Here is a 12416-nt window from a genome sequence, read left to right on the forward strand (position 1 = left end):
CTGCCCATAACGACCTCATCGCGAGCAGGCTCGCTCCTACAGGGGAATGCATGTAGGAGTGAGCCTGCTCGCGAAGACGGCCGCCAGAACACCAAAGAAACATCGGTATAACCCAATAATTCCAAGAGGTATCGACATGCGTCTTTTGAAATCCGTGGTCCCGGCCGCACTGGCGGTTCTGTTCAGTGCCGTTGCCCAGGCTCAGCCACAGGTCAGTGTCTACAACTGGACTGACTACATCGGCGAAACCACCCTCGTCGACTTCCAGGCCAAAACCGGGATCAAGGTGATCTACGACGTATTCGATTCCAACGAAACCCTGGAAGGCAAACTGCTTGCCGGTCGTACCGGGTATGACGTGGTGGTGCCGTCCAACCACTTCCTCGCCCGCCAGGTAAAGGCCGGCGCGTTCCTCAAGCTCGATCGCGAGCAACTGCCGAACTTCAAGAACCTCGACCCGAAACTGCTGGCGCTACTGGAGAAAAACGATCCGGGCAACTCGCACTCGGTGCCGTACCTGTGGGGAACCAACGGCATCGGCTATAACGTCGACAAGGTCAAGCAAGTGCTGGGCATCGATCACATCGACTCCTGGGCCGTGCTGTTCGAACCGGAAAACATCAAGAAGCTCAGCGCCTGCGGCGTGTCGATGATGGACTCGGCGGACGAAGTGTTCCCGGCGATGCTCAATTACATGGGCATGGACCCGCGCAGCGAAAGTGTCGAGGACTACAAAAAGGCCGAAGCCAAGCTGCTGCAGATCCGCCCCTACATCACTTACTTCCACTCCTCCAAGTACGTCTCGGACCTGGCCAACGGCGACATCTGCGTGGCGTTCGGTTACTCGGGCGACGTGTTTCAGGCCGCCAACCGCGCCAAGGAAGCCAAGAACGGCGTGAACATCGCCTACGCCATTCCCAAGGAAGGCGCCAACCTGTGGTTCGACCTGCTGGCCATCCCCGCCGACGCCAGCAACCCGAAAGAAGCCCACGCCTTCGTCAACTACCTGTTGGACCCGCAAGTGATTGCCAAGGTCAGCGCTTCGGTCGGCTACGCCAACCCGAACCCGGCCGCCAAGCAGTACATGGACCCTGAGCTGGTCAGCAACCCCGAGGTTTATCCGTCCCAGGAAGTCCTCGACAAACTCTACATCTCCACCACGCCGTCGCAGTCGATCATGCGCCTGATGACCCGTTCGTGGAGCAAAGTGAAGTCCAACAAATGAATCAGTACACCAAGGAACACACCCACTCCTATTACGCGGCGTCCGCCAAGGGCATGAGGCAGCGTCCCGCGCTGGCCTCGGACCTTACGGCCGATGTCTGCGTGGTCGGCGCGGGTTTCACCGGCATCAACACCGCCATCGAGCTGGCCCAGCGTGGGCTCTCGGTGGTCCTGCTGGAAGCCCGGCGAGTCGGCTGGGGCGCCAGCGGGCGCAACGGTGGCCAGTTGATTCGTGGTATCGGCCATGACGTCAGCGGTTTCGCCAAGCACATCGGCGCCGATGGCGTGCAATACCTGGAACACGCCGGGACCGAGTCGGTGCAAGTCGTGGCCAATCGCATCCGCGAGCACGGCATCGATTGCGACCTGAGCTGGGGCTTTTGCGAACTGGCCAATACCCCGGCCCAGTTCAAAGCGTTCAAGGCCGAGCAGGCGGAACTGATCGACTCCGGTTATGCCTTTGAAACCCGACTGGTCGCGCCGCAGCAAATCCGCGAACAGGTGGTGAACTCCGGTGTGTATGCCGGTGGCTTGGTGGACATGGGCTCGGGGCATTTGCATCCGCTGAACCTGGTCCTTGGCGAGGCGCAAGTTGCCGAGTCCCTAGGGGTGCAAATTTTCGAGCAGAGCCCGGTGCTGGAGTTGATTCATGGCAGCACGGTGCAAGTGCGCTGTGCCGGTGGCACTGTGAATGCAGGCACGCTGGTGCTGGCTTGCAATGCCCATCTGGAAGAGCTCGAACCGAAGCTCAGTGGCAAGGTGCTCCCGGCAGGCAGCTACATCATCGCCACCGAACCGTTGTCGGAAGACGCCGCTGCAAAACTGATCCCGCACAACGTCGCGCTGTGCGACCAGAAGGTCGGCCTGGATTACTACCGGCTCTCGGCTGACCGGCGTTTGCTGTTCGGCGGTGCCTGCCATTACTCCGGGCGCGATCCTTCGGACATCAGCGCCTACATGCGTCCGCAAATGCTCAAGGTGTTCCCGCAACTGGCCGATGTGCGCATCGACTATCAGTGGGGCGGCAAGATCGGCATTTCGGCCAACCGCTTCCCCCAGGTCGGGCGCCTGAGCCAGCACCCGAACGTGTTCTACGCCCAGGGCTATTCCGGCCATGGCCTGAACGTGACCCACTGGTGCGCGAAGTTGTTGGGCGAAGCGATCCATGCTGGCCACAGCAAAGGCTTCGACGTGTTCAGTGCCGTGCCGCACATGACCTTCCCCGGCGGACGCGCCCTGCGTTCACCGTTGCTGGCCCTTGGCATGTTCTGGTATCGGATGCGGGAAGTGCTGGGTTGACCGGGTAGCTGTGGCGAGGAAGTTCCCGCGCCACACATGAGTCAACCTGGCTGAGAGAAAAGCAGCGGTCTTGAACAAGACCGCTGCCGCACTGCTAGTTAGGCACAGAGATATTGACGCCCTCCTTCTGCAAGCTTTCCCGTATCGACTGGAATTTCTGGTACTTCGACAATTCGATCGGCCCGTCGTACCCCAGGCTTTGCAGTTTGCGTGGTGGGTATTTGACGTAGGTCTGCATCAACTTGGTGATCGCCTGGCTGATCGGCACCATGGTCCAGGTGTGCTCGGTGTAATTGTTCATGAAGACGTCGTAGCGTTCCTGCGGGTCCTGCAGCAGGTCGAACACTTGCGGCACGATCGCCACGTACTTCGCTTCACCTTTCCAGCCGAGGTTGGAGTCCACCGCCAGGCCGCCGGTCTGCGCACCATTGTCGCCCCGCAGGTTGAATACAGCCTTGTAGCTCCCGACGCGGACAGCCCCCGGCGACAACTCGTTTTCGGTGAAGTAGAACCATTCTTTACGTGGGTCGGGGCCAGTGCCGGTTATCACCGGGGTCATGTCGTAGCTGTCGAAATAGATTGGCTGGCCTTCGCGATCCTTCTCCGGCAACTTGATGCCGGCCACCGAGGCGAAGGTCGCCATCAGGTCGAGTCCGCCGAGAATGTCGTGGTTCTTGGCATTGGGCTTGATTTTGCCGGGCCAGGTCATGATCGCAGGGACCCGGTTACCGCCCTCGCGCACGGTGCCCTTGGTGCCACGAAATGGCGTATAGCCGGCGTCCGGGTAAACGTCCTGCCAGGCGCCGTTGTCGGTGGTGTAGACCACCAGCGTGTTCTTATCCAGGCCCAGCGCCTTGAGCTTGTCCATGATATGGCCGATGCGCGTATCCAGTTCGACCACCGAGTCGGCGTACTTGGACTTGGAGATCGACTTGTGAACGAACTCCGGTGCCGGCAGGTTCGGCTGGTGCACTTTCATGAAGTTGACGTTGATGAAGAACGGCTTGTCGGATTTGGCGGCAGTGTCGAGGAATTCCAGTGCGGCTTTTTCCACATAACCGTCAAAGTAGGGAATTCCGACTACACCGGGTTTGCCATCGATGACCGGCGTATCAACATACTGGCCGTTGATCTTGAACTCTTCGACGGCCTTTTCTCCCGCCTTGCCCGAGAGTGCGCCCTTGGTCACCTGGGCAAACATCGCCCGGGTTTCCGGGTCCATGTCGGGGAACCATGTCGGGTCAGCGTAGGTGTAGGCATTGAGGTGATAGAGGCCGACGTATTTCATCACGTCATAACCCTGGGCATTGGGCAGCGCATAGTCGGCTTCACCCAGGTGCCACTTGCCGGTGAAGTAGGTCTCGTAACCGCCGGTCTTGAGCACCGAGGCCAGCGTCCACTCGGCGGCGGGCAAACCACCGCCCTGGCCCTGGAAGGCCACAGTGGTCATGCCGCTGCGATTGGGGATGCGCCCGGTCTGCATGGCGGCTCGCCCGGGCGTGCAGCTCGGTTGCGCGTAGAACGAGTAAAAAGTTGTGCCCTCAGCGGCCAGTTCGTCGATGCTGGGTGTCGGCATGCCGCGGCCGACGCCGCCACCATACGGACCCAGATCGCCGTAGCCGGTATCGTCGGACACGATGAACAGGATATTGGGCTTTTCTGTTTGTGCAGCCTGGGCCATACCGTTAAGCGCTATCAGTAATGAACCTGCAATGTAGAACCTTGAGCGATGCGAGAGTCTTTTCATGGCGACCTTCCTTTTTCGGGACGGATCCTTGTGGCCGGCACTTGTTTTCAAGTAATCCGTGACCGGACCCTGGTGAGTTACCCCCAAACCATGCCCTCTTGTTAGTTCCAGGTGTTCAACTGACCAGGCAATTGAATTCCTGTAGCTACTCAAGGCACCCGAGTCAGCCTAGTACGGTTATTTTAAAAACGCGCCTTACAGGAAGTGGAATTCGAAGTCGTTCGTCGCTTGCTTCCCGTGAAATACCTGGGTCGAGTCATCCCCCGGCGGCGGATAGTGTTCAGGTTGCGACTTTCGATTTGCTCAATTGCGAGTCACTTCTATATTGAGGGGGTGCTCTGAACTTCCTGCCTTCTGTTGAGCTTGACCCATGGCAACTACTGATCAGCTGATCATCTGCGAGCACTGCGACAGCGTGTACCAAAAAGTAACGCTCGCCAAACATCAAAAAACCCTGTGTACGCGCTGTGGCGGCGTGCTTCAGCGCTATAACGGCCTCACGGTGGAACAGCGTCTTGCGTTGACCTTCACCGCGTTGATGCTCTGGATATTCGCCAATTTCTATCCGGTGATGAGCATCAGCCTCAAAGGCGTGAAGAACAGCGCAACGCTCTGGGACTCGGTGCTGGCCCTGAGCCTTGGGCCTATCACCTTCATCGCCATGGTGGCGGCAATCGCCATGATCATCGCGCCGATTTTCCAGTTAATGCTGCTGATCTGGGTACTGGGCTTCGCCCTCAGCGGGCGACGCTCGCCCGGATTCAAATTCTGCATGCGCTGGCTGGAAACCCTGAGGCCCTGGAGCATGCTCGAAGTCTGCCTGCTGGGTGCCATGGTCGCGGTGATCAAGCTCGCCGGACTGCTCGATGTGCTGCCCGGCATCGGGTTGTTCGCCCTGGCTGCGCTGAGCCTGATGATGATCCGCATCGCCGGGCGCGACATCCGCGAACTATGGGACCTTGTATGAGCACGCCTCCTTACGCCGACGAGCTCAACCTGTGCCTGTGCCACACCTGCGGGCTGGCCTGCGACATGACCTTCAAGCCCCACGAATGCGAGCGTTGCGGTGCCCCGCTGCACCGGCGCAAAACCAATTCGCTGACCCGCACCTGGGCCTTCATGATCGCGTCCCTGGTGTTCTACATCCCGGCCAACCTGTTGCCGGTAATGAACACCGAAATGGTCGGCCATGGCGCCGACAGCACGATCATGAGCGGCGTGCTGGAGTTCTGGGAAGCCGGGGCCTGGGACATCGCCCTGATCATTTTCATTGCCAGTATCGCGGTGCCGGGCATCAAGTTCGTGGCCATCACATTGCTGCTGGTCACCGTGCAACGCGACAGCGAGTGGGCACGTAAAGAACGGTCGACGCTGTACCGCTTCGTCGAGGTCATCGGTTACTGGTCGATGCTCGATGTGATCGTGGTCGCCCTGGTGGCCTCGCTGGTCAAGTTCCAGGCCCTGGCCGATATCGAACCGCGCCCGGGCATTCTGTTTTTTGGACTGGTGGTGGTGTTCACCATGCTGTCGGCAATGAGTTTCGATCCACGCATGATCTGGGATAAAGAACGGGAAAACCCACACAATGAGGAGGTCACGGATGAAGTCACAAGCCACTGACGGGCCGCAAGCCCCCGGGCCGGCGCCGATCAAGACCCGCCGCTTCAGCGTTTCGCTGGTCTGGATCGTCCCGATCGTAGCGGTGCTGGTGGGTATTTCGCTGGTGGTTCACAGCATTCTGCAGCAAGGTCCGACCATCATTATCACGTTCAAGACCGGGGACGGCCTGACCGCGAACAAGACCGAGGTCAAATACCGCAATGTCGTGATTGGTCATGTGTCCGATGTGGAGCTGGCCAATGACCAGAAGAGCGTCAACGCCACCATCAAGCTGGCCAAGCAGGCCGAAAGCTTTACCCGCGAAGATTCGCAGTTCTGGGTCGTGCGGCCGCGCATTGGCGCGGGCGGTGTGTCCGGTATCGATACGTTGCTGTCGGGCGATTACATCGGTGCCGATATCGGCCAGGCCAACGGCCGGGCAAAGCACTTCACGGGGCTGGAGAACCCGCCGCCCATCACCTACGGCGAGCCGGGCAAGCGTTTCACCCTGTTCACCCAGGACCTGGGGTCGCTGGATATCGGCTCGCCCGTCTACTACCGCAAGATCCCCGTAGGCCAGGTAGTGGCCTACGCGCTGGACCCGGATGGCAAGGGCGTGAACATAGAACTGTTCATCCATGCCCCCAATGACAAGTACGTCACCGAAAACACCCGTTTCTGGAACGCCAGCGGCATTGACGTGAACGTCGGCGCCAATGGTTTTGCGGTCAAGACCGAATCCTTGTCTGCTTTGCTCGTGGGCGGCATTGCCTTCCGTGCGCCCGACTACAGCCCCAACGATAAGCCTGCTGCCGCGGAGTACGCCTACGAACTGTTCGAAGACCAACAAACCGCCCTCGCCCCGCCAAACGGCAAGCCGCAGTACCTGGCCATGCGCTTCGACCAGGCACTGCGCGGGCTCAAGGTCGACGCCCCGGTGGAATTCCTCGGTGTTGAAATCGGCAAGGTGGTGGCGGTCAATCTGGATTACGACGAGAAAAAACGCTCCTTTCCAATCAACGTCGGTATCGTGATTTACCCGCAGCGCCTGGGCCAGGCCCACATCAAAATGCTCAAGGCGCTCAATCATGACCCTAATAACGAAGCCGCTGGCGTACGCTTGATCGGCACCTTCATCGAAAACGGCCTGCGTGCCCAGGCCCGCACCGGCAACTTCCTGACCGGCCAGTTGTACATTGCCCTGGACTTCTACCCCAAGGCCGACAAAGTCGCCTTCGATGCAAACGCACGCCCGGTCGTGATTCCGACCATTCCCGGCAGCCTCGAGCAATTGCAGGAAAAACTCGAATCCATGGTCGACAAGATCAACAAGCTGCCGATCGAGCGTATCGCCGGCAATCTCGATGGCAACCTCGTCGAACTGCGCAAAGGCATGATGCAATTCAACGGCAAGATCCTGCCTGGCGTGCAAACCACCCTGTCGGATGTCAGCAAGACCCTGGAAACCGCCAATTCGACCCTGCAATCGGCCAGTTCGACCTTGGCCGAGGATTCGCCGCAACGGGAAAAACTGGGGCAAACCCTGGATGAACTGGGACGCACGTCGAGATCCTTGCGTGATCTTTCGGATTACCTGGGACGGCATCCGGAATCGCTGCTTCGCGGTCGTCCGAACAATGCCGCGCCCGTGGATCTGCAAGGGCCACCGCGCAATTGAACACAGGAGCAACACCCATGGCTTTACCGCTGAAGTTCACCCTGGTCACCGCGATGTTGCTGCTCGCCGCCTGCCGCAGCGATCCGATTCAATTCCATACCCTGACCCCGACCCAGCAGGGCAATCACTCAAGGACCACCATCGGGGTGATCCAGATCGAGACGATCAGTGTGCCGCCCCAGGTCGATCGTGCGCAGATCGTCATTCGCGAAGGCAACAGTGGCCTGGCGATCCTGGAAACCCAATGGTGGGGCGCCACCCTCGTGGACGAATTGCGCAGTGCGCTGGTCGATCAACTGAGCAACAGTCCTGTACAAGGTCGACATTCGGTGCGTATCGATGTGCAGCGTTTTGACTCGGTGCCCGGCCAGTACGCCTTGATGGACGTGGAATGGCGCCTTCGCAGTGCCAGCAGCGGCGACACGGCGCGGTTGATTTGCCGCAGCACATTGCAAACGCCCTCGGGCGCGAGCATCGATGACCTGGTGCTTGCCCAGCAAAACAACGTCAAACGCCTGGCCGCGCTGATCAGCCAGGCGGCCGTCAGACCACAGGCGAGTTGCCCTGCGCCCTGAACACCTTCGCCCCCGGATTAACGGCGACAAATTTGCCGTTGATCCGGCCCTTCTGTTTTTCGCTGTAATTCTCAGCAACAGAAAAAGATAACAATTCCCAGTTACCGACTAATACTAGAGGTACCCTCTCCTGCAATTTTTTCACATTCCTTTCACTGCTCTGACACTTGCAGAGATGTAGCTTTCGCTGCAGTTAATTCGCCGAACTTAGTCTCGGTGGATTTTTTTGTGCTGTTTCAGGCTTTGTCGACAGCACTTCCCTGGCGCTCCAATGGTGGAAAAACTTGGTCAACTCTGTCTCGCGTAAACCGTCTTCGCGCCTGTCCAGATCGGTCGTGGCCATTGGTGCACTGACCGTCGCCGTGCTGGCCACCGTTTTTTTCCTGTGGCCCAAATCCCCGACCAACCTGGCCCAGGAGGACGCGCAAGCCCGGGCTCGATTGCTGCAACACTGGAGTGCCGGCGAGATCGCGGTGCTGGTTCGTCATGCCGAACGTTGCGACCGTTCCAGCAACCCATGCCTGGGCCCGGCTGACGGCATTACCCGTGTCGGCAGTGAAGCGGCGGCCGGTGTTGGCCAGGGCCTGGCGCGCCTGGGCCTGGCACAGACCGATATCCTGACCAGCCCCGTTACACGCACGGTGCAAACCGCGCATTACATGTTCAATAGCGACCCACGGACCCAGGAGTGGCTGGCGACCTGCGGCACGACTCTGCGTAACGATGTCGTGGCACACAAGGTGGCCCATCGCAACCTGGTGCTGGTGACCCACAGCGGTTGCATCGCTGACTTTGAAAAGCAGACCGGCCTCAAGCATTCGGCGAAAGACGCCGAGTACGGCAGCGCGTTGTTTGTCCAAATCGATGGCAATGGTCAATTGCAAGTACTCGGCATTGTGAATGCCGAAGACTGGAACGCTCTGTTACAAGAAAAAAACTGAAGTCACTACGGATCGAGAACTTTGGTTCTAAGGTATTTCAAGCCGGACTGAATAAAACCTGAACAGAACAGCGAGAAGTGTGATTGAACTTCTCGCCGTTCAGTATCATTCCGGTTTTCTCTCTGACAAGTTGCATACCACTCTTCAAGCAGCCTTTCTCAGCGCAAGGTCGAGTCATGACGTCAAATCAGCCATTGCCAGATTTTGTTGGCCATTCTTTCCGCCTGCACGCCCCAACGGCGCCTGCCAACGAGCGCTGGATGCTGTTCGCCTTGGTACTCGCGTTCATCGCGTTCTACTTGCTGCCGCTGATGAGCCACGGCCTGTGGATTCCCGATGAAACCCGTTATGCCCAGATCAGCCAGGAAATGCTGCAGGGCGGGAACTGGGTCTCGCCGCACTTCATGGGCCTTCGTTACTTCGAGAAACCGATTGCCGGGTACTGGATGATTGCCATCGGCCAAGCGGTGTTTGGTGACAATCTGTTCGGGGTGCGCATCGCGTCAGCGCTGAGTACCGGGCTGAGCGTGTGGCTGACCTACCTGATTGCCCGCCGGTTCTGGGGCGACCCACGTAAAAGCTTCGCCTGCGCGCTGCTCTACATGAGCTTCGGGCTGATTGCCGGTCAGGCCGGGTACGCCAACCTCGATCCGCAGTTCACCCTCTGGGTCAACCTGAGCCTGGTTTCCCTGTGGTTTGCCATCGACAGCCGCACCACGCGTGCCCGCCTCGGTGCCTGGGCGGTCCTGGGCATCGCCTGCGGCATGGGCTTCATGACCAAGGGCTTTCTGGCCTGGCTGCTGCCGGCGGTGATCGCCCTGCCCTATATGGTCTGGCAGCGCCGCATTGGCGAGCTGTTGCGTTACGGGCCATTGGCTGTTGTGGTCGCCGCGGCCGTCTGCCTGCCCTGGGCGCTGGCCATCCATCATCAGGAACCGGATTTCTGGAATTTCTTCTTCTGGAACGAGCACGTACGCCGCTTTGCCGCCGACAATGCGCAACACGCCCGTCCGTGGTGGTTCTACTTGCCGATGCTGGTGGTTTGCGCCCTGCCCTGGACTGTGTTGTTGCCGACGACGTTCATCCAGGCCTGGAAAAACAAGCGCCAACCCGTCAGCGGTTTTCTCCTGCTCTGGTTGTTGCTGCCGCTGGCGATTTTCAGCATGAGCAGCGGCAAGCTGCCGACCTACATCATGCCTTGCCTGTTGCCCCTGGCGCTGCTGATGGGTCACGCGCTGACCGGTCTTTTGGAACAATCCAAATCACGGACAATTCGTTTCAACGGTTGGCTCAACGTCATCATTGCCACGACGGCCATGATTGCGTTGCTTTACCTGCAATTGAGCAAAGAGATTTTCGAAAATACCGAGATGTTCAGCCTGTCCCTGGCGTTCATCGTGCTGCTGGGCTGGATCATCGCCAACGCCCTGCAAATCCTGCGGCCATTGACGTTATGGGCGATGCCGGCCCTCGGCATCTGGCTGCTGGTGGCGCTGCTTCCTGCCGCTATGCCGAGCCAGATCGTCGACAGCAAGATGCCCGACCGGTTTATCTCCGAACACCTGGACAGCCTGAACCAGACCACCACGCTGCTGAGCAACGACCTGGGGGCGGCCTCGGCCCTGTCGTGGCTGACCAGGCGACCGGAAGTAACGCTCTACAACGTCATCGGCGAGATGAAGTACGGCCTTTCGGATCCAGCTGCGGCCTCGCGCAAAGTGACACAGCACGATGTCGGCCAATGGATGACCGAGGCGCGTAAGAAGGGCTCGGTCGGGGTGGTGATGAGGGTCAACAGCGTCGCCGAGATTCAGGAAGTCGAGGCGCTGCCCACCGACGGCAAACGCTATCAGCGCGGCGATATGCAGGTCCTGATCTTCCCGCCAATCCAGCCCTGACTGGCAGGACACAAAAAATCGCCGGCAAGGCATCCGCTATATCTCCCCCGGTTGGGCCGTTGACGACGAGCTGAACTGGGTGGACCAGTTCCTCGGCGCACCGGCAATCGCCGAGCTGTCCTTTCGCAACCCTGGTGAACCCAGCGGGGGCCAGCAGCAACTGGCACCGTCAGGTGCGTCGAAGACACGACAAAAGGCAGCCGGGGCAGCGCCATATTCAGATCGACGACATCGTTTTATGGACGAGTCGATCCACTGTGGGCACAGTGCTGCTAATCTGAATGAAAATTACATGTATTAACGGTTTTTTTGACGTTATTTTCTCATTTGGATCTCTACATTCCCTGCCATTCAAAACATGCAAATGATTCGCATTGGTTTACAAGCGTTTCAATGCGTATGACTTTCAAAAAAATGCACCAGGAGCAGCCCGCAGAATGATTCCCCACATCCCTTCGTTCTTGAAAAAAGCCCTGCTGGCCACCGCTTTGCTGAGCGCTGGTCAGATCTATGCCGCTGACTCCGTCGGCATCGTGGTGTACAACGCGCAACACGAAGGCCTGACCAAGGCCTGGGTCGAGGGTTTTACCCAGGAGACCGGTATTCCTGTCACCCTGCGCAACGGTGATGACACCGAGATGGGCAACCAGATCGTGCAGGAAGGCGCGGCTTCTCCGGCGGACGTGTTCCTGACCGAAAACTCCCCGGCCATGGTCCTGGTCGACAACGCCGGGCTGTTTACGCCAGTCGACAAAAACACTCTGGAACAGATTGACTCCGCCTACCGCCCGGCCCACGGCAAATGGGTCGGGATTGCCGCGCGCTCCACGGTATTTGTTTACAACCCAAGCAAACTGTCGGAATCCAATCTGCCGAAATCGATCATGGACCTGGCCGATCCAAGCTGGAAAGGACGCTGGGCCGCGTCGCCAGGCGGTGCTGACTTCCAGGCCATCGTCGCTGCCATCCTGGAACAAAAGGGTGAAGCCGCCACGCTGGAATGGCTGAAAGCGATGAAAACCAATTACGCCAACTACCGTGGCAACAGTTCGGTACTCAAAGCGGTGAATGCCGGGCAGATCGACAGCGGCGTGATCTACCACTATTACAGCCTGGTCGATCAGTCCAAGACCGGCGAAAACAGCAAGAACACTGCCCTGTACTATTTCAAGCACAAAGACCCGGGCGCTTTTGTTAGCATCTCCGGCGGCGGCGTCCTCGCTTCCAGCAAACACAAAGAACAAGCCCAGGCGTTCCTCAAATACATTACCGGCAAGGATGGCCAGGCTGTCCTGAAGAACGGCAAGTCGTTTGAGTACGCCGTGGGCAAGAACGCTGAATCCAACCCTAAACTGGTGCCTCTGAATCAACTCGATGCGCCGACTGTCGATGCTTCCAAGCTCGACAGCAAAAAAGCCGTAGAGCTGATGACACAGGCCGGACTGCTCTAAATTG

General features: G+C 58.9%; 10 protein-coding genes. 9 read left to right on the forward strand and 1 reads right to left on the reverse strand.

Going from position 1 to position 12416, the window contains the following annotated elements; genetic code table 11:
• Positions 1-136 precede the first annotated feature (136 nt).
• Positions 137-1225: a polyamine ABC transporter substrate-binding protein gene (locus KGA96_RS09595; RefSeq protein ID WP_223512572.1), complete on the forward strand. Its 1089-nt coding sequence runs from the start codon at positions 137-139 to the stop codon at positions 1223-1225.
• Positions 1222-2523, forward strand: coding sequence for an NAD(P)/FAD-dependent oxidoreductase (locus KGA96_RS09600; protein WP_223512576.1), 1302 nt, complete (start codon positions 1222-1224; stop codon positions 2521-2523). Before KGA96_RS09595 ends, KGA96_RS09600 begins: the two co-directional genes overlap by 4 nt.
• A gap of 94 nt (positions 2524-2617) precedes the next feature.
• Here KGA96_RS09600 and KGA96_RS09605 read toward each other — a convergent pair whose 3' ends face one another.
• The gene (locus tag KGA96_RS09605; RefSeq protein ID WP_223512578.1) at positions 2618-4270 is read right to left on the reverse strand and encodes an arylsulfatase; all 1653 of its coding nucleotides are present in this window, start codon (positions 4268-4270) and stop codon (positions 2618-2620) included.
• Positions 4271-4640: 370 nt separating this feature from the next.
• Between KGA96_RS09605 and KGA96_RS09610 the strand changes: the two genes are divergently transcribed.
• From KGA96_RS09610 to KGA96_RS09640, 7 genes are all read left to right on the forward strand, one after another.
• Positions 4641-5237: a paraquat-inducible protein A gene (locus KGA96_RS09610; protein ID WP_046037077.1), complete on the forward strand. Its 597-nt coding sequence runs from the start codon at positions 4641-4643 to the stop codon at positions 5235-5237.
• Complete coding sequence (locus tag KGA96_RS09615) at positions 5234-5890, forward strand: paraquat-inducible protein A (RefSeq protein WP_046037079.1); 657 nt, start codon at positions 5234-5236, stop codon at positions 5888-5890. The genes KGA96_RS09610 and KGA96_RS09615 overlap by 4 nt, the downstream gene beginning before the upstream one ends.
• Positions 5871-7547 carry an intermembrane transport protein PqiB gene (locus tag KGA96_RS09620; RefSeq protein ID WP_046037080.1) on the forward strand — a complete coding sequence of 559 codons (1677 nt, stop codon included), beginning with the start codon at positions 5871-5873 and terminating at the stop codon, positions 7545-7547. Before KGA96_RS09615 ends, KGA96_RS09620 begins: the two co-directional genes overlap by 20 nt.
• Before the next feature lie 17 nt (positions 7548-7564).
• Positions 7565-8122, forward strand: coding sequence for a membrane integrity-associated transporter subunit PqiC (locus KGA96_RS09625; protein WP_046037081.1), 558 nt, complete (start codon positions 7565-7567; stop codon positions 8120-8122).
• Positions 8123-8406: 284 nt separating this feature from the next.
• Positions 8407-9063: a histidine phosphatase family protein gene (locus KGA96_RS09630; RefSeq protein ID WP_223512583.1), complete on the forward strand. Its 657-nt coding sequence runs from the start codon at positions 8407-8409 to the stop codon at positions 9061-9063.
• Positions 9064-9239: 176 nt separating this feature from the next.
• The gene (gene arnT, locus KGA96_RS09635; protein WP_223512585.1) at positions 9240-10961 is read left to right on the forward strand and encodes a lipid IV(A) 4-amino-4-deoxy-L-arabinosyltransferase; all 1722 of its coding nucleotides are present in this window, start codon (positions 9240-9242) and stop codon (positions 10959-10961) included.
• Positions 10962-11398: 437 nt separating this feature from the next.
• A complete protein-coding gene (locus KGA96_RS09640; RefSeq protein WP_046037084.1) occupies positions 11399-12412 on the forward strand; it encodes an iron ABC transporter substrate-binding protein in 1014 nt (337 codons plus the stop codon).
• Positions 12413-12416: the final 4 nt, after the last annotated feature.

The organism is Pseudomonas sp. GL-R-26, assembly GCF_019947365.1.
GTDB lineage: Bacteria > Pseudomonadota > Gammaproteobacteria > Pseudomonadales > Pseudomonadaceae > Aquipseudomonas.